This is a genomic window from Bacillus sp. AK25, assembly GCF_048270685.1.
Classification (GTDB): domain Bacteria; phylum Bacillota; class Bacilli; order Bacillales; family Bacillaceae; genus Bacillus; species Bacillus altitudinis.
In genome coordinates, this window is record NZ_JBLUWC010000001.1 from 1,067,111 (window position 1) to 1,086,461 (window position 19,351).

Below are 19,351 nucleotides of genomic sequence, written 5' to 3' on the forward strand. Positions count from 1 at the left end.
TCAGTGAAAAAAGTCATGAAAAAAGCTGAAAATCCTTCACTTTATCATTGAAACAATGACTCTCAAATCCGATAAATAAGGGGTAAGGATGATAAAAGGAGTGTGTTTTTGGATGAAAGTGAAGATTTCATTACTTCTGATGGCAGCTATGATCATGGTGCTCGCCTCATGCAGCAATCAGCAGGGAGGACCACCGATATCAAATGCGAAGCATATTGGTGTCATGCTGACGGATGATGGTCTTGGTGATCAATCATTTAACGATTCATCATTTAAAGGATTAGAAAAAGCACGTGATGAGCTTGGCATTGAATTCGATTATAGAGAAATTGCAGAAACCGATACATATGAAAAAGGGCTGACCGAGCTTGTGAAAGATGGAAATGACCTGATTATCGGTGTAGGTTTCAGTATGCAAGAAGACTTAGAAAAGGTAGCGAAAAAATATCCGAAAAAGCAATTTTTACTCATTGATGCTGTGTCTGAACTGAAAAATGTCACATCAGTGACTTTTAAAGAAGAGCAGGGCAGCTATTTAGCGGGAGCACTTGCTGCCATGACAACAAAAAGTGATGTCATTGGTTTTGTGGGCGGAGTCGATGCAGAGGTTATCCATCGATTTGAACAAGGCTATCAAAAAGGCGCAAAATCTGTGAATCCGAAAATCAAGGTCGTATCCACGTATGCTGGCACATTTAGTGATGCAGGCAAAGGCAGTAAAATAGCGAAAGACATGATCAAAAAGAAAGCAGATGTTTTATATGCCGCAGCCGGTTATACGGGTGTTGGTGTATTAAAAGAAGCGCAAACGCAAGGCAAATACGCAATCGGCGTGGACAGCGATCAGTATTATACAGCTGAAAAAGCCGTTATTTCGTCTATGGTCAAAAACGTAGATGAAGTCGTTTATCAATTCAGCGAACAGCTCGTCAAAAGCAGCAACATCAAAAGCGGGCATATCGTTTATGACTTAAGTAATGACGGAATCGATATGGCGAGAATCCGGGTGCTCAAAGATGCTGAGAAATTGACCAAAAAATTAAATGGACTGAAGCAGACACTTCTGAAAGAAGAGGGGGCAGCATCATGAGCTTACGCATCAAAATTTTGCTCAACTCACTCATTTCACTTCTTTTAGCGGTTGGCGTAATTGCCTTTATTATTGTGAGCATGACAAAGATTCAGTCATCAAGCGAAACAGAAGTTCAAACCTTACTGAACGTACAAAAAACGAAGGCCAGCTTTGAAAGTGTCGAACAAGCCATGACCAATTATTCCATGACCCTTTCAGATGAACAGCTAGAGGTCGTTCAAACCGATATATCGACAGCGAAAAAACAGCTGCAAATGTTAAACAAAAACGCAGGAAATATGAACAAAGAAGCCCTAACACGGTTAAATTCAAAGTTTGACACATGGACGCAAGAAGCAAACAATGCCATTGGTGAAAAAAATGCCTCTGATGCCAGACGAGTAGCTGCCAGAATTGACGGTGTTTTAAACGACGTGCATACGATGAATAAAAGAGCACAAGAAGCGTATGAATACCATTTAGAGGAGGCGGCAGACAATGTGCAAAGGATCATCACAAGCGCATCTGTCGCAGCCCTCACGCTGATTGTCATCGCCGTCTTTTTAAATATTGGTTTAACGAGATCCATTGTGACACCAATCAAATCCCTTTCTTACCGGGCAAAACAGATTGCCGAAGGAAACCTCGCTGTGGAGCGGATGGACATCAAGCGGAAAGATGAAATCGGCGGATTAAATGAGTCGTTCAATCAAATGACGGATCAGCTGATTAGCTTGATTCAAGAAATCAGCCATGTCTCAAGCCAAGTAGAATCATTTTCGATTCAGTTAGATGATGAAAACAAAAAGCTTATGGAATCAGCCAATCAAGTGTCTGTATCGACAGACGAAATGGCAAATGGTTCACAAGCGATTTCAGAAGACCTACAGCATGGCGTTAGTTTGATTGAGAAAATGGATTCACATGGCCGTAAGAATTCCGAAAGATCACATACAGTCATCCGTAGTACAGAGGATGCCATTGAATCGGTAGAAAGCGGAAAGCACACGTTAACAGAAACAAAAGCAGCCATTGAAAAAAATACACGTGCGACGAGACAAATTGAAGAGTCTGCAGGAGAATTCACTCAGTACGCAAGCGGAATCTCCGCAATGGCCAAAACGGTTTCTGATATTGCGGACCAGACAAACCTCCTCTCGCTCAATGCGGCGATTGAAGCGGCAAGAGCAGGAGAAGCTGGCAAAGGGTTTGCCGTCGTAGCGGACGAAATTCGTAAGCTGGCAGATGAATCGTCTCGTGCAACAAGACAAATTTTTGACATGGTGAGTCATATTGAAAAAGGCATTCAATCCATTAGCCAAACTGTACAAGAAGGGGTCAAGCTATCACTTCAGCAGCAAGATGCAATGGACAAAACCTCACACTCCTTTGAAGATATAGAAACAAAAGCACAACATATTAAGCAAGAAATGGCGGTCTTAAATGACCAAATTATTCAATCAACAGAGCTTGGCGGACAAGTGCTGCACTCGATTGAAAATATTAGTGCCGTTGTAGAAGAAACGGCAGCGGGCAGCGAAGAAATTTCTGCCTCGGCAAACGAACAACTGCAATCTTTCCATCAAATGAACAAACAAGTAGAAGAACTGATGAGTATGACGGCAAGGTTAAACGAAACCGTTCACCGATTTAAGCTATCATAAGAAAAGCACCCTTCCCGTGATGTTTCAGGGAAGGGTGCTTTTTATGATGGGCTGCCTGTAAAGAAGATGGCAAGTGTGCTAGGGCCTGAGTGGGACCCAACAGCCGCGCCGATGACTTGGATGTCGATTTCTTTTGGGTGAAATTCCGCTTCAATTAATTGCCTCATTTCTTCTGCAAGTGCAGGGTCATCTCCATGACTAATGCCAACAGTTTGACTAGACCAGTCAGATCCACGTTCTTTCATCAGCTCGATTATGCGTTTCAACAATTTTTTACGGCCACGAATTTTTTCAAGGGGTATCAGTTTTCCATCCTCAACGTGTAAAATGGGTTTAATACTTAACAATCCGCCAACAAATGCGGACGCTTTACTGATTCTTCCGCCTCTTGCTAAATACGATAAATCGTCTACAGTAAAAATATGTTGTAAAGATTCACAAAAATGCTTTACAGACGTTTCAATTTCTTGTATTGTATTTCCGTCAATGGCAAGTGATTGAGCGTGTTTGACAGCTAGTCCATAACCAAGTGAAGCACATTTAGAATCAATGATTCGTAAATCGAAATCAGGGTATTCTTCCTTCACTTCGTTTGCCATCATCACAGCGGTTTGGTATGTACCTGAAAGCTCTGATGAAAAGGCAACATAGATAGCGGATGTATGGGTTTGTGCTGCAGAAACAAAGGCTTCTTTGATCCGATTCGGTGAAGCTTGTGATGTTTTTGGACTTGCACCTTGTCTCATCGCATCAAATACTTGTTTTGGTTCAATGGTGATCAAATCCTCAAATTCCTGCTCGCCGAGTAACACACGCAGCGGAATGAGTGTCATGTTTTGTTCATCATAATAAGAAAGAGGCAGATCAGCAGCACTGTCTGCTATGATATGAACAGTCATCAAAATCCCTTCTTTCTAAAAAAATCAACCATATTTTACATCTTTTTAGCCTAACTATATCATAGAAAATCATTTTTTCGTGTTCAAATTCTAAATTTTAGGGAAAACCATAGAGAGAATGGTAAGTGGAGGAATGACAACATGTTCATTGGAGAAGCAAAAAAATTCATCGTCGTCGTCATTGGTGCCTTACTCAATGCGATTGGGCTGAATTTATTTTTAATCCCTGCTGACGTATATGCAAGTGGTTTTACAGGGGTTGCCCAGCTGTTATCTAGTTTAATCGATCAATATGCACCGTTTTATTTATCAACAGGGATCCTATTATTTATTTTAAACATTCCGGTCGGCATTTTAGGCTGGATGAAGGTTGGTCGTTCCTTTACTTTGTATAGCATTATTAGTGTGGCACTGACAACGATTTTCCTCGGCATTTTACCAGAGACAAGTGTTTCTGAAGATATTTTATTAAATGCTGTATTTGGCGGAGTCATTTCTGCACTTGGCATTGGGATTACACTGAAATATGGAGCCTCAACAGGCGGCCTTGACATTATTGCGATGATTTTAGCGAAATGGAAAGACAAACCAGTGGGCACGTATTTCTTCATTTTAAACGGAATTATCATTTTTACAGCAGGATTGTTACAAGGTTGGGAGAAAGCTTTATATACCCTTGTCACATTATATGTGACGACTAGGGTAATTGATGCCATCCATACGAGACATGAAAAGCTGACTGCCATGATTGTGACAAAGAAAGCAGATGAAATCAAAGAAGCCATTTATGGAAAAATGGTCAGAGGGATTACGACTGTTCCGGCAAAAGGGGCATTTACCAATGAACAAAAAGAAATGATGGTCATTGTCATTACAAGGTATGAGCTGTATGAACTTGAACAAATTATAAAGGAAGTCGATCCAAAAGCCTTTACAAATATTGTTCAAACAACCAATATTCTTGGATTTTTCAGACGAGATTAAAAGGTGGGTAGAAGATGAAAAAAGGGTTAGTGCTTTTTCTCGTTCTATTGGTTTTAACAGCTTGTGGACAACAAAAAAAAGATGAACCAGACAAGGAGGTATCCGGTCAAATGGGAGAAAAAACCGTTGTACTCACAGTAGACCCCGTCCAAAAAGGTTCTTCGGTTCAATTTCATATGTCACTCAAAAATGAATCAGATCGAGATATTGAATTCACGTTTAACACAAGCCAAAAATTCGAATTGAGTGTGTACGATGAAGACGGAAATGAAAAATACCGTTACTCGAAAGACCGTATGTTCACACAAGCCATCCAATCCTTTGTGCTGAAAGCAGATGAAACATATGACTTCCAAGATACGTGGTCAAACGGTGTGGAGCCGGGAACGTATGAAGCGGTCGTCACATTTAAAGGAAAAGCAGAAGGGCTAAAGCAAATCATTGAGAAGAAAACGTTCCAAGTGAAATAAGCATAAGAAAAGCTGTCCACAAAGCGGACAGCTTTTTTCGTTAAAGATCATCAAGCAGGTCTTGGAACGTATGCAGCTGGTTTCTTTCTGCATCTGTCGAATTAGCAAATGCAGATGATACGGCGTTTTTAGCTCGCTGAACTGCTTGTTGACGCTCTAAACCAGATGGAAATGAAGAAGTAAGGGCTTCTTCAGTAAATGATTTGGCTTGATCAAAAAGTTCGTTTCTCACAATGAACCTCCAGAAGCATCAGTCTTCATATTTCCCCTGTCCTCCGCAGCTTCTTCAAGTGTGGAACGATACGGAAAACGTGCGTCATGCAGACTGACTGAATCTTTACCTTGTTGTATAAAGCGTTTCGATTTGCTTCTTTTACCCATTCGGAATCCGCCCCTTTACACAAGCTGACAGGACAACCTGTCTAACGGTAGTATGCCCGCTTCGACCTGCTATGTATGAATGGAAAAATTAAAGCGAGAAGTAATTCGTTAGGAATTTTGCAATCCCATCTTGTTCATTCGTATCTGTCACTTCATTAGAGACGCGTTTCACTGCATCAATCCCGTTGCCCATTGCAACCCCGCATCCAGCAAATTCAAGCATCTCTAAATCATTGTCTTCATCTCCGAATGCCACAATCCGTTCCTGAGGCACACCGTAATAATCACTAATTTTTTGCAGTCCAACGGCTTTGTTCATGCCTGTTTTAATGATTTCAATGACGTGCCACGGAGCAGCCCAGCGTCTGTGGTCAATCACTTCTGCATGAACATCTGTCAAATAGCTCCGAATCGCTCCGACGTCTTCTTCTTTTGCGTGAATTAAGACGCTTGTGACATTCTCTCCAAGATTGTTCCGAAGATCTCCAACGGTCACTTTGTTTGCATTCATATTAAATATATCAATGAGCTTTTCATCATGATAATGGAAATACAAATCGTCTAGCACTTCAGCTAACACATTGTGTACTTTATATTCCTCACTAATATCCACAAGCTGTTTTACGACTTGAAGATCAAGTGATGTGTGAAATCTGCCCCATTTTTCATCAAGAGGATGATGGACAAACGCTCCATTAAAGTTCACAATCGGAGAATCGAGCTGCAATTGCTGATAATAAGGAGAGCTGGAACGAAATGGCCGGCCAGTTGAAATACAGACATGATGCCCGCTGTCTTTCACTTTTTGAATGACATCAAGTGTGTGTGCTGAAATCGTTTTATCGTCTTTTAATAACGTGCCATCCAGGTCAAGTGCGATTAGATAAGGTTTAGTCTCCATAAAATCTCCTTTGATCTGTAAGTAATAGGAGGCAGCTGGTGCGGGTGCCTCCACCTATAGTGTATCTTTATCACATCTTCGTTGTCTACATGTTAAAATAAACAAAGACGGGAATGATAAAGGAGGATTCATAGGCTGTGATCACCATTGATGAGCAAATGACGCACGATATTCCATTTTTACATATCGTAAAAGCTGAAAATAAAGATAAACCACTGCCACTTGTATTTTTTATACATGGATTTACAAGTGCACGCGAGCACAACTTACACTTCGCCTTTCATTTGGCGGAAAAAGGCATGAGAGTCATTTTGCCTGACTGTGCTTATCATGGTGTAAGATCAGAAAACCTCAGCTTAGAGGAACTGGCATCAAAGTTTTGGGAAATCGTCCTAAACGAAATACGTGAAATCGATATCTTAAAAACATATTTTCAAGAAAAACAATTGATTGAAGCCGATCTAATAGGTGTTGCGGGTACATCTATGGGAGGGATTACGACCTTTGGTGCACTCGCAAAACATGATTGGATTAAAGCGGCAGTCAGCTTGATGGGCAGTCCGAAATATACGACATTCCTACAAGCACAAATTATGGACATGCGGCACAAAGGGTTGATGAAAGAGATTACAGATGAAGAGGTTCATCAGCAATTAGACGCGCTGCGTCCTTATGATTTAACGCTGCAAACAGATCGATTAAACAAAAGACCGCTGTTATTCTGGCATGCAGAAAACGATCCAGTTGTCCCTTACAGACATGCAAAAGCTCTTTATGACGAGTTAGCAGAAACCCAATATAAAGAAGATCCGCACCTGATTCGTTTTATTACAGATGGACAGGCTGGCCATAAGGTCTCAAGACAAGCAATGTTTGAAACCATTGACTGGTTTGTGACACATCTGAAAAGCACAAACGTTTAGCCAAAAGGAAAAGTACGTTATACTAGTTGAAAAAGGAGTGGATATCATGGATGAAGCATTGAAAGAAAATATTTTAGGCGCCCTAGAACAGGTGATTGACCCTGAGTTAAACGTAGACATCGTCAACCTTGGACTTGTCTATGATGTCGATCTTGATGAGAATGGAAAAGCGGATATCACGATGACTTTAACATCAATGGGGTGTCCCCTTGCACCAGTTATCGTGGATGAAGTGAAAAAAGCATTAAGTGACTTGCCTGAAGTGAAAGAAACAGAAGTTCACATCGTATGGAATCCACCTTGGACACGTGACAAAATGTCAAGATACGCAAAAATTGCGCTTGGTATTCAATAAGTAAATACGATCTGGTATGAGTTGAACTCATGCCAGGTTTTTTTATGAAAAATTAAGGTAGAGGAGGAGTATGGCTTGATATAATGGATGTAATTTTATAGAACGGAGTACCTATAATGAAACGAAAGTGGATATGGATCGTCCTTTTGATAGGATATGGTGCTGCCTTTTTTGCATCAGTCTCTATACGTGAAGGTCAAGCACACAAAAGACAAGGACTCGAGGCGTTTACAGATGTGAGTCACCTCATGCCGGTCAAAATAAAAAAAGTCGTGCAAGGAAAAGAAATAGAATCTTTAAAAGAAGTATTGGAAGAAGCAAAAGAGAAGAATCTGCCCATTTCAATCGCCGGAAAGCAGCATAGTATGGGCGGCCACACGTATTATGAAAATGGCATTGTACTAGACATGACGAAATTTCGCCGAATCGTATCATTTAATGAAAAAAAGAAGACCATTCGGGTCCAGAGCGGCGCCACATGGGATGATATTCAAACATATGTGAACCCATATGGTCTTGCAGTAAAGGTGATGCAATCTCAAAACATCTTTACGATTGGTGGCTCGTTAAGTGCAAATGCACATGGACGTGACATTCGCTACGGCTCACTCATTGACACTGTGCGCTCTTTCACACTGTTAAAAGCAGATGGAGAGATCATCACAGTAAAGCCTAGCGATGATTTATTTACTGCTGTGATTGGAGGATACGGCTTATTCGGTGTCATTTTAGATGTTGAGCTTTCCTTAACAAAGGATGAATTATATAAAATGGAGACAACCTCTCTACACTTCGATGAATACACTGATTATTTTCAAAAGCATGTAAAGAACAATAAAGAAGTGCGCATGCATCTCGCAAGAATCTCTACAGCGAAAACAAATTTTTTGAAAGAGATGTATGTGACGAATTATTCGCTTACTTCTAATCAACAGATCGATCCATACCGCGAGCTCAAAGAAGATCAGCTCGTCATCCCTTTAAAATTTATGCTCGGCCTTTCGAGAAGATTTGATATGGGGAAAGATTTGCTATGGAACTTGCAAAAGAAGTATTTTCAAAGTCAAAATGACCAGCTGATCACAAGAAATAACGTGATGCGGTCTGATTCTGCTTTTTTAGAATATGAAAATGAGTCAGATACCGATGTGCTTCAAGAATACTTTGTTCCAGTTGATCGTTTTCGTGCGTATATCGATGACATGAGAAGCTTTTTACAACAGGAAGAATTGAATTTAATGAACATCACGATCCGTTACGTACAAAAAAATGAAAAAGCGGATCTCTCATATGCGAAAGAAGATATGTTTGCACTTGTTTTGTTAGTGAATTATGGTTTTGAGAAAGAAGAGAAGGCAGAAGCAGAGCGGGTCATCCGGCAAATGACAGATATCACCTTACTGCACCATGGAAGCTATTACTTACCATACATGCCTTATCAAACGAAAGCACAAATGAAACAAGCGTATCCAAAAACCGATCTATTCTTTCGAAAGAAAAAGCAAGCAGATCCAGATGGCAGATTTATCAACTACTTTTATGAAAGGTACAATACACAATGAATGCTAAAGCAATGAAATGGTTCGTCTATTCACAAAGTCTACTGTTTTTCGCCAGTAGTCTCATTTTCCCTTTTTATATTCTTTTTATTAAAAATGTTGGGTCGAGCTATTCTCAATTTGGTCTTGCTTATGGTCTGTTTGGTTTGAGCGGTGCGTTCATTCATTTATTATTAGGAAAACTTCCTGAAACGACCGACAGGCGTCTCTTTTTAATCATTCATTCGTTTGGTATGGCGTTTCTTCTTCTCCTTTTTCCACATATCACAGAAGTAGAGCAAGTTTATATGATTCAGATTGCCTTAGGTGTGCTAGGTGGTGTTCAGAAGCACGGAGAGAAACTACTCGTCACCGAACTCACAAACGAGAAAAAGCGAATGAAAGAAGTTGGGCACTATCATTTTTGGACAGCGCTTTTTTCATCCATCGCCATTATGCTTGGCGGCCTGTTTGCTGATTTCTTCACCATTCATTTGATTTTTTATGCAAGTTCCCTATTATATTTATGCAGTGCGCTTCTGGTCCTCAATATGAAGAACAATAGATAAAATCCGCATGTCTCACGAAGATATGTGGATTTTTTTATGAAAAAAAATGAAAACAAATATTAAATATACAATTGAATTAATTTTTATACATGTTATAATGTTAAATAATTTCACAAAGATCAAGAGGGTGTATTGACGTTGAAAATAGGTATTATAGGTGCTACAGGGTACGGTGGTGCGGAATTAGTTCGTATTTTTAAGCAGCATCCACATGTGGAGGAATGTATATTGTATTCATCAAGTGGTGATGGGCAATTATACAGTCAATCTTATCCGCATCTGACAACGATTACTGACCAAACATTAAAAGCCATTGATCCGGCTGCCATTGTGCAAGAAACAGATGCTGTGTTTTTAGCGACACCAGCAGGCGTTTCAAGTGAACTCACACCGAAGCTCATGAATCAAGGGGTGCCAATTATTGATTTATCAGGTGACTTGCGCATTCAAGATGGAACTGTTTATGAAGCGTGGTATAAACGAAGGGCAGCGGATGATGCATCGGTTCAACAAGCTGTATACGGATTATCTGAATTGAATCGTGAAACCATTAAGCAAGCGGAAGTCATTGCAAACCCAGGCTGCTTTCCTACTGCAGTTCTTCTAGGTTTAGCACCGCTGATGAAACAGAATCTCATCGATGAATCTATGATCATTATAGATGCAAAAACCGGGGTGTCCGGTGCAGGACGATCAGCCTCACTTGGCACACATTTTTCAGAGCTGAACGATAACTTTAAAATTTATAAGGTGAATGAACATCAGCACACACCTGAAATAGAACAAGTACTTAGAGAATGGAACCCGCAAACGGCGAACATCACATTTTCAACACACCTTGTCCCGATGACTAGAGGGATTATGGCGACGATGTATACACAATTGAAATCAGATGTCACAAAAGAAGAATTAATGAAACGGATGAAGGATTTTTATGAAGATTCCTATTTTGTAAGAGTGAGAGATCACGGGATATATCCGCAAACAAAAGAAGTATACGGCAGTAACTTCTGTGACATTGGTTTTCATTTAGATGAGCGAACAGGCAGACTGACGATTGTATCTGTCATAGATAATCTCATGAAAGGCGCAGCCGGCCAAGCGGTTCAAAACTTCAATATCATCAAAGGCTTACATGAAGAGGCGGGCCTCACAATGACACCTCTCTATCCATAAGAACAGGGGAGACAACAAACATGATCGAATTGAATGAAAAAAGTATTGTCAAAATTGACGGGGACGTATCATCACCAAAAGGTTTTGAAGCAAAGGGGATTCATATAGGATTACGCTATTCAAAAAAAGATCTTGGCTTGATCATCAGTGAAGTACCAGCAGCGAGTGCAGCGGTATACACTCAAAGTCACTTTCAAGCTGCGCCTCTTCAAGTCACACAAAAAAGCTTGAAAAAGACGGGCAAACTAAAAGGTGTCATTGTCAATAGTGCCATCGCCAACGCATGTACAGGTGAGCAGGGATTAAAAGATGCATACGACATGCAGGCAGCCTGTGCAGACATGTTAGGCACAGAGCCTGATTACATTGCTGTTTCTTCTACTGGTGTCATTGGAGAGTGTCTGGATATGGATAAAATCAAAACAGGCATCGCTCAGCTAAAAGAAGCAAAAGCAGGAAATGGCCACTTTGAAGAAGCGATTTTAACAACAGATACAGTCATTAAAAATACGACATACTCATTGACGATAGACGGGAAAGAGATTCTCATTTCAGGTGCAGCAAAGGGCTCTGGTATGATTCATCCGAACATGGCAACAATGCTCGGGTTTGTCACAACCGATGCAAATGTCGAACAAGAAGCTTTGCAAAATGCTCTTCGTGACATCACAGATGTGACATTTAATCAAATTACCGTCGATGGAGAAACATCAACTAACGATATGGTGCTTGTGATGGCAAATGGAATGGCAGAAAACCAGGCACTGAATGAAGAACATCCAGAATGGCCATTGTTTAAAGAAGGATTAAAACTAGCCTGTGAAGATCTAGCAAAAGAGATTGCAAGAGACGGAGAAGGCGCAACTAAATTAATCGAAGCGAAAGTTGTTGGTGCAAAAAACAACTTAGAAGCTGGTATTATTGCAAAAAAAATCGTAGGTTCAAGTCTTGTGAAAACAGCCGTATACGGTACGGACGCCAACTGGGGACGGATTGTCGGAGCAATCGGTCATAGCGCAGCTTCTGTCACGCCAGAAGAGGTTGAAGTTTACTTAGGCGGGCAATGTCTGTTTAAACATAATGAACCTCAGTCTTTCTCAGAAGAGGAAGCAAAAGCGTATCTAGAGCAGGATGATATTACAATTTTCATTCAAATGAATGAAGGAAATGGTGAAGCGGCAGCATGGGGCTGTGACCTTACCTATGATTATGTGAAAATTAACGCGAGCTATCGCACATAATGAAGGAGATAGACATGGATAAAACGATCGTGTTCAAGTGTGGAGGCAGTGTCATTCGAGAACTTTCCGATACCTTTTATGAAAATGTCCGCTCACTTCAATCTGCTGGATTTAAACTGGCTATCGTACATGGCGGGGGTCCTGAAATCACGAGCATGCTGCAAAAATTAGAAGTGAAAACGGAATTTGTAGATGGACAGCGCAAAACAACAAAGCCGGTGTTAGAGGTAGCCGAAATGGTCCTTTCAGGAACGGTGAATAAATACTTTGTTTCAGAGCTGGCAAAGCATGATATATCATCTGTCGGTGTATCTGGTAAAGATGGACAGATGCTTGTCGCCGATTTTCTCGATCAAGATGTATATGGGTACGTTGGCGAAATCAAAGAAGTCAATCCAGAGATGGCAGAAGCACTAATGGAGAAACAATTCATTCCCGTCATTGCGCCGCTATCTATGACCGAAGAATGCCAAACGTTAAATGTAAATGCTGATCTTGCGGCATCAGCAGTCGCAGGAGCTATGAAAGCTGATAAGCTCATGTTTGTCACAGATGTGGAAGGAATTTTAAAAAATGGTGAGCTGTTAGACGTTGTCACCGAACAAGAAGCGCTCAAGCTCATCGATGAAGGCATTATTTCCGGGGGAATGATTCCAAAGGTGCAATCTGCGCTAAGTGCTTTATCAGGAGATGTGGATGAAGTCATGATTGTGAATGGAAAAGGCAGTATTTTTACAGGAGATACCTTTAAAGGAACTCGAATTGTAAAACAAAAGGAGGCGGTCCTGTGAGTCATCTCTTTCAAACGTACGGACGGTGGAATGTTGAAATTAAAGAGGCAGAAGGTTCTTGGGCAGTTGATACAACTGGGAAAAAATATTTAGACTTTATACAAGGCATTGCGGTCACGAATTTAGGTCACAATCATCCAAAGGTCAATCAAGCCATCAAGAAGCAGCTTGACGAGGTCTGGCACGTATCAAATCTATTTGAAAATGGACTGCAAGAAAAAGCAGCGGAAAAGCTGGCAGCCAACAGTTCAGGAGATCTCGTATTTTTCTGCAACAGCGGGGCTGAAGCGAATGAAGGGGCTATCAAATTGGCCCGAAAAGCAACAGGTAAAACAAATATTGTGACGTTTTTGCACTCTTTCCATGGGCGTACGTATGCTGGTATGGCTGCCACAGGTCAAGATAAAATCAAAACTGGTTTTGGACCGATGCTGGAAGGCTTTCATTATGTACCGTTTAATGACCCTGAAGCGATCACAGCGTGTGAAATCGATGATGTCGCAGCGGTCATGCTGGAAGTGGTGCAAGGTGAAGGTGGAGTGAATCCAGCTACAGCTGAATTTCTAGAAGCCGTTCAAACGTTTTGCAAAAAACATCAAGCACTGCTGATTGTAGATGAAATCCAAACGGGTATTGGGCGAACAGGGACAGCATTTGCCTATGAGCAATCGGGACTTGATCCTGATATTATTTCAGCCGCAAAAGGTTTAGGAAATGGATTTCCAGTCGGTGCAGTGATAGGGAAAAAAGCTTTAGGGGATGCATTTTCTCCAGGCTCTCATGGCACAACATTTGGTGGCAATATGCTCGCTATGTCAGCTGTGAACGCAACTCTTGATGTAATATTCAAAGAAGACTTTCTTTCAGAAGTGAAAGAAAAGGGTGCGTACCTTTTAAAGAGACTGCAAGAAGTCAAACAGCTGAACATCGTGAAAGAAGTACGGGGCAAAGGATTAATGGCAGGAATTGAGTGTCATCAGCCAGTAGGTGATTACATCACAGCCCTTCGAGCGCAAGGTTTGCTGGTGCTTCCAGCTGGTCCGAATGTCATTCGTTTATTACCTCCGCTGAATGTCAAAAAAGTTGAATTGGATCAAGCCATTGAAGCAATCATTCAAGTGTTAGCAAATGAAGCAGTAACGGTCTAAATTTTTTTACACCAGAACGCATAAAAATGCATTTATATTATTAATTATTCAATATGGGGTGACACAAGCATGAAAGGTTATTTAAATTTAGAAGATGGAGCCTCTTTTGAAGGAGATCTGACAGGAGAAGCTGGCATGACAGGTGAAGTGGTCTTTTTTACAGGGATGACAGGTTATCAAGAGGTGCTCACAGATCCTTCTTATAAAGGACAAATCATTGTCTTCACATATCCGCTCATCGGAAATTACGGCATCAATCATGAAGACTTTGAGAGCAAAAAACCACAAGTAAAAGCGGTCGTTGTCTATGAGGCAGCTGAGCATTTTTCTCATCACCTTGCAGCCGTAAGCTTAAAAGATTATTTACAGAAGTGGAACATTCCGCTTCTTACACATACAGATACTCGCGCAGTCGTGCAGAACATTCGAGCCAATGGAACGATGAATGCAGTGCTTAGTTTAGACGAAAATGAAACGCCGCCTGCAATGAAGCAAGACAATGTGGTTGAGCAGGTCACAGAAGATGAAGTATACACACAAGGCAGCGGCGAGGAACATGTAGCACTCATTGATTTTGGCTTTAAAAAATCTATTGCAGACTCACTCGAAGCGCGCGGCTGTAAAGTCACAGTGATTCCGTACAAACAAATGGAAAAGGTATTTGATATCAAGCCAGATGCGATCCTTTTGTCAAATGGACCTGGAGATCCAAAAACAATGAAGCCATATTTAAAAACCATTCATGACATCATGATGACCTTCCCGACACTAGGCATTTGCTTAGGTCATCAATTAATTGCTCTTGCGCTTGGCGGGGATACGTATAAGCTTCCTTTTGGCCACCGCGGGGCGAATCATCCTGTACAAGATACAGAATCAAAACGTGTCTTTATGACAAGCCAAAATCATAGCTATGTGGTCAATGAAAAAAGCATGAATGACAAAGAAGTGGACGTCAAATTCCTCCACGTGAATGACGGATCTGTTGAAGGATTCATTCATAAAGAGAAGCTGATTATGTCCGTTCAATTTCATCCAGAAGCACATCCAGGCCCTGCAGAAAGTGAATGGGTATTCGATGATTTTATTGAGAAAGTGAAACAAGCAAGGAGAGAAGTCGCACATGCCTAAAGATCAAAGCATACAAACCATTCTAGTCATCGGGTCCGGTCCAATCATCATTGGTCAGGCAGCAGAATTTGATTACTCAGGAACACAAGGTTGTATGGCCTTAAAAGAAGAAGGCTACAACGTCATCTTAGTGAATAACAACCCAGCAACCATTATGACAGACGAGTCATTTGCTGATGAAATTTATTTTGAACCGCTTTCAGTTGATTCAGTGACAAGAATCATTGAAAAAGAGAAACCAGATGGTCTTTTAGCCAATCTTGGCGGACAGACGGCTTTAAACCTTGCTGTCGAGCTGGAAAAAGCCGGTGTGCTGAAAAAGCATGGGGTAAAACTGCTCGGAACGTCAGTTGAAACAATTGAAAACGGTGAAGATCGTGAGAAATTCCGTGCTCTCATGAAGCATTTGAATGAACCTGTACCAGAAAGTGAAATTGTGGATAATGCGAAAGACGCCCTTCAATTTGCAAAAGAAGTGGGCTTTCCCGTCATTCTTCGACCAGCCTACACACTTGGTGGTAAAGGGGGAGGCATCGCTTTAACTGAAGAGGCTTTTAAACCGCTGATTGAAGGTGCTCTTCTAGCGAGTCCGATTCATCAGTGCTTAGTTGAAAAAAGCATTGCTGGCTTTAAAGAAGTCGAGTATGAGGTCATGAGAGATCGTCAAAATACGTGTATCACTGTATGTAACATGGAAAATATCGATCCAGTTGGTGTGCATACAGGTGACTCGATTGTCGTTGCACCGTCACAGACATTAACGGATCAGGATTATCAAATGCTCCGTTCAGCGAGCTTAAAAATTATTTCAGCGCTTGATGTCGTTGGCGGCTGTAATATCCAGTTCGCTCTTGATCCACTTAGCAAAGAATATTTTGTCATTGAGGTCAACCCTCGGGTCAGCCGGTCTTCTGCTCTTGCATCGAAAGCAACAGGCTATCCGATTGCCAAAATGGCGGCAAAACTTGCGGTCGGTTATACACTAGATGAATTGAAAAATCCGCTTACAGGAACAACGTATGCTAGCTTTGAGCCGGCACTCGATTATGTCGTGGTGAAATTCCCGCGTTGGCCGTTCGATAAATTTAAACAGGCAGACCGGAAATTAGGCACAAAAATGAAGGCGACTGGTGAAGTCATGGCGATTGACCGTAATTTAGAATCTGCCATTCAAAAAGCCGTCGCATCACTTGAAATCAAAACAAAGGGCTTCCACTTGCCTGAACTGAAAGAACATTCGACTGAACAGTTATTTGAATTAATCAAAACACCGGACGATCGCCGTTTCTTTGCTGTCATGGAGCTGCTTTCCAGACAAGAAACCGTTGAAACGATTCATGAAACGACGAAGATTGATCTGTTTTTCTTACATGTCTTCAAGAATATGATCACACTCGAACAAGAATTGAAGAATCATCAGGGGACGCTATCCAAAGACACCTTAAGAAAGGTGAAGGAAAAAGGCTTCCTTGATGAAACAATCGCTTCTCTGACGGATCGCAGTGAACAAGATATCAGACAGCTTCGCCAAGAATATGGCATTGCCGCTTCATTTAAAATTGTCGATACATGTGCGGCTGAATTCGATGCAAAAACGAATTACTTCTATTCTACGTACTTTGGCAAAAGTGATGGAGAGCATCAAGAGAAAACAAAGCAGCGTGCACTCATCATTGGCTCAGGTCCGATTCGAATTGGGCAGGGAGTCGAGTTTGATTATAGTGCCGTTCACGGCGTTCTGACTCTACAAAAGCTTGGATTTGAAACCATCATGATGAACAACAATCCAGAAACGGTTAGTACCGATTATGAGATTGCAGATCGTTTATACTTTGAGCCGATCACGTTAGAACATATTTTAAACGTAGTTGAAGCGGAGCAGATTGATTTTGTCATCGTTCAATTTGGCGGGCAGACAGCAATCAATGTGGCGGAAGGTTTAGAAAAAGCCGGCGTTACCTTGTTAGGCACGTCCTTTGACACACTAGATGCATTAGAAGATCGCGATTTATTCTATCAGCTTCTTGATGAACTGAATCTTCCTCATGCAAAAGGAGATACAGCTCATTCAAAAGAAGAAGCACTGGGGCATGCTGCAAGCATCGGGTACCCTGTTCTTATTCGTCCATCATATGTCATTGGTGGAATGGGCATGATCGTTGTTCATACAGAAGCTCAATTGGCAGAACTACTTGATCAGCCAGATCATTTACCTTATCCGATCTTAATTGATGAGTACGTCACTGGAAAAGAAGTGGAAGTGGATCTCATTTCAGACGGACAAACGACATTCATTCCAACAATCGTTGAGCATATTGAAAAAGCGGGCGTACACTCAGGTGACAGCTTTGCCATCTTGCCAAGTGTCTCTATTAGTGAAGACATCAAAGAGCAGGTGTATAACGCTTCTGAACAAATCGCAAAGAAATTAGCTTTTAAAGGCATTATGAATATTCAATTTGTGATAAAAGGGAACCAGGCGCTCGTATTAGAGGTGAATCCTCGGGCAAGCCGGACTGTTCCAGTTGTAAGTAAAGTCATGGGTGTTGACATGATCCCAATGGCAACTCAGCTGTTAGCTGGTGCAACGCTTGAAGAATTGAAACCGGCAACGAAGAATAAGGGGGGCACAGCTGTTAAATTCCCAGTCTTCTCCTCACATGCCATTCAAGATATCGATTTAAAGCTCACACCTGAAATGAAAGCGACGGGTGAAGGAATGTGTGTTGGAAAGAACGTCGAAAGCGCCTTGAAAAAAGTGTTTGCACCGATCTGGAAACAGAAAGGAAGCCTCTTTATACAAGGCAGTGAATTATTCGTAGATGAAGCAAAACGAGCAGGCTTTGACGTCTGGACTGGCAGCTTTGAATCGTGGCTGCAACAAGACGATAAATCGCTTCACATTCATTTAGGTAATGATGAAGAGGCAAAAGAACAGCGTGTAAAAGCACTCACACATGGTGTTCAAGTTCTAACCGAATATGAAACAGCGCAAGCGTTCCTGCAAGGAAAAGATGGAGATGTATCACCAGTATCTCTCCACGAATTATATAAAAAGGAAGTGACGGCATGAGCCAAGTCCACGTACAACCAGCATTATACGGAAAAGACTTTTTATCGTTAAAAGACTTTTCGATCAATGACATTGCGTACTTAATTGAAAAAGCAGAAGAAATGAAACAACATCCATATCAAGATTTATTCAAAGGAAAAACGTTAGCGATGATCTTTGAAAAATCTTCAACTAGAACCCGTGTCTCGTTTGAAGCGGGCATGACGCAGCTAGGCGGACATGCGCTCTTCCTCAGCTCAAATGATCTGCAAATTGGCAGAGGAGAAACGATTGCTGATACAGCGCAGGTGCTGTCTGGGTATGTAGATGGCATTATGATTCGAACCTTTGAACATGAGAAGGTAGAAGAACTTGCAAAATACGCCTCTATTCCAGTGATCAACGGACTAACGGACTACTCTCATCCATGTCAGGCACTGGCTGATTTACTGACGATTAAAGAAGCAAAAGGCACACTAAAGGGTGTGAAAGTGGCGTACATCGGTGATGGGAATAATGTGGCTCATTCCTTAATGGTCGGCTGCGCGCAGTTAGGCTGTGACATTGCCGTTGCATCACCAAAAGGCTATGAACCTCTTCAAGAGGTGACAGAGACTGCCCAGGCGTTTGCAAAACAATCAGGCGCAGAAGTCATCGTCACAACAGATCCAGTAGCTGCTGTTCAGGATGCAGATGTCATTTATTCAGACGTATTTACAAGCATGGGACAGGAAGCTGAAACAGAGAAACGTCTAGCTGAATTTAAAGAATATCAAGTCAATGAGGAACTCATGCAACATGCAGCAGCAGATTATATCTTCCTTCATTGTCTGCCGGCACACCGAGGAGAAGAAGTGACGGCTGATATCATTGATGGACCACACTCTAAAGTATTCCAGCAAGCAGAAAATCGCTTGCATGTGCAAAAAGCGTTAATCAAAGAGCTCATGTATCAACAACCTAAATAAATCACAAGTGTCCCTGTCTCGACTGAGCAGGGACTTTTTACATATTGGATTGGAGAGGCAATGGACGGGACATAATAACATTAATCGA

The 19,351-nt window shown here is 41.5% G+C and carries 19 protein-coding genes; 15 read left to right on the forward strand and 4 right to left on the reverse strand.

Translation table 11 applies throughout. The features are described from left to right. Window positions 1-112: 112 nt before the first annotated feature. Together ACNO7B_RS05415 and ACNO7B_RS05420 are read left to right on the forward strand one after the other, a co-directional pair. Window positions 113-1,090, forward strand: a complete 978-nt coding sequence (locus tag ACNO7B_RS05415; protein ID WP_342498924.1) for a BMP family lipoprotein — start codon at window positions 113-115, stop codon at window positions 1,088-1,090. Next, the gene (locus ACNO7B_RS05420; RefSeq protein WP_417901285.1) at window positions 1,087-2,736 is read left to right on the forward strand and encodes a methyl-accepting chemotaxis protein; all 1,650 of its coding nucleotides are present in this window, start codon (window positions 1,087-1,089) and stop codon (window positions 2,734-2,736) included. The genes ACNO7B_RS05415 and ACNO7B_RS05420 overlap by 4 nt, the downstream gene beginning before the upstream one ends. A gap of 41 nt (window positions 2,737-2,777) precedes the next feature. Here ACNO7B_RS05420 and ACNO7B_RS05425 read toward each other — a convergent pair whose 3' ends face one another. Further along, window positions 2,778-3,635, reverse strand: coding sequence for a DegV family protein (locus ACNO7B_RS05425; protein ID WP_008348544.1), 858 nt, complete (start codon window positions 3,633-3,635; stop codon window positions 2,778-2,780). A gap of 141 nt (window positions 3,636-3,776) precedes the next feature. Here ACNO7B_RS05425 and ACNO7B_RS05430 point away from each other — a divergent pair, with 141 nt between their 5' ends. Together ACNO7B_RS05430 and ACNO7B_RS05435 are read left to right on the forward strand one after the other, a co-directional pair. Beyond that, the gene (locus tag ACNO7B_RS05430; protein ID WP_007499067.1) at window positions 3,777-4,619 is read left to right on the forward strand and encodes a YitT family protein; all 843 of its coding nucleotides are present in this window, start codon (window positions 3,777-3,779) and stop codon (window positions 4,617-4,619) included. 14 nt (window positions 4,620-4,633) lie between these two features. Continuing rightward, the gene (locus ACNO7B_RS05435; protein ID WP_235702035.1) at window positions 4,634-5,089 is read left to right on the forward strand and encodes a BsuPI-related putative proteinase inhibitor; all 456 of its coding nucleotides are present in this window, start codon (window positions 4,634-4,636) and stop codon (window positions 5,087-5,089) included. Between the two features lie 40 nt (window positions 5,090-5,129). On the opposite strand, the gene ACNO7B_RS05440 is transcribed toward ACNO7B_RS05435, so the two are convergent. The 3 genes from ACNO7B_RS05440 to ACNO7B_RS05450 form a co-directional block, all read right to left on the reverse strand. Next, on the reverse strand, window positions 5,130-5,321 hold the full coding sequence (locus tag ACNO7B_RS05440) for a DUF3813 domain-containing protein (protein WP_008348541.1): 192 nt from the start codon (window positions 5,319-5,321) through the stop codon (window positions 5,130-5,132). Then, window positions 5,318-5,470 carry a hypothetical protein gene (locus tag ACNO7B_RS05445; protein WP_008348539.1) on the reverse strand — a complete coding sequence of 51 codons (153 nt, stop codon included), beginning with the start codon at window positions 5,468-5,470 and terminating at the stop codon, window positions 5,318-5,320. Before ACNO7B_RS05445 ends, ACNO7B_RS05440 begins: the two co-directional genes overlap by 4 nt. An 88-nt stretch (window positions 5,471-5,558) precedes the next feature. Then, a complete protein-coding gene (locus tag ACNO7B_RS05450) occupies window positions 5,559-6,371 on the reverse strand; it encodes a Cof-type HAD-IIB family hydrolase (RefSeq protein ID WP_008348537.1) in 813 nt (270 codons plus the stop codon). Window positions 6,372-6,508: 137 nt separating this feature from the next. Between ACNO7B_RS05450 and ACNO7B_RS05455 the strand changes: the two genes are divergently transcribed. The 11 genes from ACNO7B_RS05455 to argF all read left to right on the forward strand — a co-directional run bounded on the left by ACNO7B_RS05455 (window position 6,509) and on the right by argF (window position 19,263). Further along, entirely contained in the window at window positions 6,509-7,294 is a 786-nt protein-coding gene (locus tag ACNO7B_RS05455; RefSeq protein WP_041093094.1) for an alpha/beta fold hydrolase, read from the forward strand. 46 nt (window positions 7,295-7,340) lie between these two features. After that, window positions 7,341-7,649, forward strand: a complete 309-nt coding sequence (locus tag ACNO7B_RS05460; protein ID WP_003211530.1) for a metal-sulfur cluster assembly factor — start codon at window positions 7,341-7,343, stop codon at window positions 7,647-7,649. Window positions 7,650-7,765: 116 nt separating this feature from the next. Continuing rightward, entirely contained in the window at window positions 7,766-9,211 is a 1,446-nt protein-coding gene (locus tag ACNO7B_RS05465; RefSeq protein WP_417901286.1) for an FAD-binding oxidoreductase, read from the forward strand. Next, window positions 9,208-9,756: an MFS transporter gene (locus tag ACNO7B_RS05470; RefSeq protein ID WP_048001695.1), complete on the forward strand. Its 549-nt coding sequence runs from the start codon at window positions 9,208-9,210 to the stop codon at window positions 9,754-9,756. The genes ACNO7B_RS05465 and ACNO7B_RS05470 overlap by 4 nt, the downstream gene beginning before the upstream one ends. A 138-nt stretch (window positions 9,757-9,894) precedes the next feature. After that, window positions 9,895-10,932, forward strand: a complete 1,038-nt coding sequence (gene argC / locus ACNO7B_RS05475; RefSeq protein WP_235701765.1) for an N-acetyl-gamma-glutamyl-phosphate reductase — start codon at window positions 9,895-9,897, stop codon at window positions 10,930-10,932. Between the two features lie 20 nt (window positions 10,933-10,952). Beyond that, a complete protein-coding gene (gene argJ / locus ACNO7B_RS05480) occupies window positions 10,953-12,173 on the forward strand; it encodes a bifunctional ornithine acetyltransferase/N-acetylglutamate synthase (protein ID WP_417901287.1) in 1,221 nt (406 codons plus the stop codon). Between the two features lie 14 nt (window positions 12,174-12,187). Next, window positions 12,188-12,964: an acetylglutamate kinase gene (gene argB, locus ACNO7B_RS05485; protein WP_417901288.1), complete on the forward strand. Its 777-nt coding sequence runs from the start codon at window positions 12,188-12,190 to the stop codon at window positions 12,962-12,964. Further along, window positions 12,961-14,112, forward strand: coding sequence for an acetylornithine transaminase (locus tag ACNO7B_RS05490; protein WP_216099307.1), 1,152 nt, complete (start codon window positions 12,961-12,963; stop codon window positions 14,110-14,112). The genes argB and ACNO7B_RS05490 overlap by 4 nt, the downstream gene beginning before the upstream one ends. A gap of 69 nt (window positions 14,113-14,181) precedes the next feature. Then, a complete protein-coding gene (locus ACNO7B_RS05495) occupies window positions 14,182-15,243 on the forward strand; it encodes a carbamoyl phosphate synthase small subunit (RefSeq protein ID WP_007499056.1) in 1,062 nt (353 codons plus the stop codon). After that, entirely contained in the window at window positions 15,236-18,316 is a 3,081-nt protein-coding gene (locus ACNO7B_RS05500; RefSeq protein WP_417901289.1) for a carbamoyl phosphate synthase large subunit, read from the forward strand. The genes ACNO7B_RS05495 and ACNO7B_RS05500 overlap by 8 nt, the downstream gene beginning before the upstream one ends. Then, window positions 18,313-19,263, forward strand: a complete 951-nt coding sequence (gene argF / locus ACNO7B_RS05505) for an ornithine carbamoyltransferase (protein ID WP_417901290.1) — start codon at window positions 18,313-18,315, stop codon at window positions 19,261-19,263. Before ACNO7B_RS05500 ends, argF begins: the two co-directional genes overlap by 4 nt. Window positions 19,264-19,351 lie beyond the last annotated feature (88 nt).

Bases quoted from the DNA above. Each gene is read 5' to 3' on its own strand.
- ACNO7B_RS05420 (WP_417901285.1), top strand. From the start codon at position 1,087: ATGAGCTTACGCATCAAAATTTTGCTCAACTCACTCATTTCACTTCTT.
- ACNO7B_RS05445 (WP_008348539.1), bottom strand. From the start codon at position 5,470: ATGGGTAAAAGAAGCAAATCGAAACGCTTTATACAACAAGGTAAAGAT.
- ACNO7B_RS05430 (WP_007499067.1), top strand. From the start codon at position 3,777: ATGTTCATTGGAGAAGCAAAAAAATTCATCGTCGTCGTCATTGGTGCC.
- argF (WP_417901290.1), top strand. From the start codon at position 18,313: ATGAGCCAAGTCCACGTACAACCAGCATTATACGGAAAAGACTTTTTA.
- argJ (WP_417901287.1), top strand. From the start codon at position 10,953: ATGATCGAATTGAATGAAAAAAGTATTGTCAAAATTGACGGGGACGTA.
- ACNO7B_RS05470 (WP_048001695.1), top strand. From the start codon at position 9,208: ATGAATGCTAAAGCAATGAAATGGTTCGTCTATTCACAAAGTCTACTG.
- ACNO7B_RS05425 (WP_008348544.1), bottom strand. From the start codon at position 3,635: ATGACTGTTCATATCATAGCAGACAGTGCTGCTGATCTGCCTCTTTCT.
- ACNO7B_RS05495 (WP_007499056.1), top strand. From the start codon at position 14,182: ATGAAAGGTTATTTAAATTTAGAAGATGGAGCCTCTTTTGAAGGAGAT.
- ACNO7B_RS05460 (WP_003211530.1), top strand. From the start codon at position 7,341: ATGGATGAAGCATTGAAAGAAAATATTTTAGGCGCCCTAGAACAGGTG.
- ACNO7B_RS05415 (WP_342498924.1), top strand. From the start codon at position 113: ATGAAAGTGAAGATTTCATTACTTCTGATGGCAGCTATGATCATGGTG.
- ACNO7B_RS05435 (WP_235702035.1), top strand. From the start codon at position 4,634: ATGAAAAAAGGGTTAGTGCTTTTTCTCGTTCTATTGGTTTTAACAGCT.
- ACNO7B_RS05465 (WP_417901286.1), top strand. From the start codon at position 7,766: ATGAAACGAAAGTGGATATGGATCGTCCTTTTGATAGGATATGGTGCT.
- ACNO7B_RS05450 (WP_008348537.1), bottom strand. From the start codon at position 6,371: ATGGAGACTAAACCTTATCTAATCGCACTTGACCTGGATGGCACGTTA.
- argB (WP_417901288.1), top strand. From the start codon at position 12,188: ATGGATAAAACGATCGTGTTCAAGTGTGGAGGCAGTGTCATTCGAGAA.
- ACNO7B_RS05500 (WP_417901289.1), top strand. From the start codon at position 15,236: ATGCCTAAAGATCAAAGCATACAAACCATTCTAGTCATCGGGTCCGGT.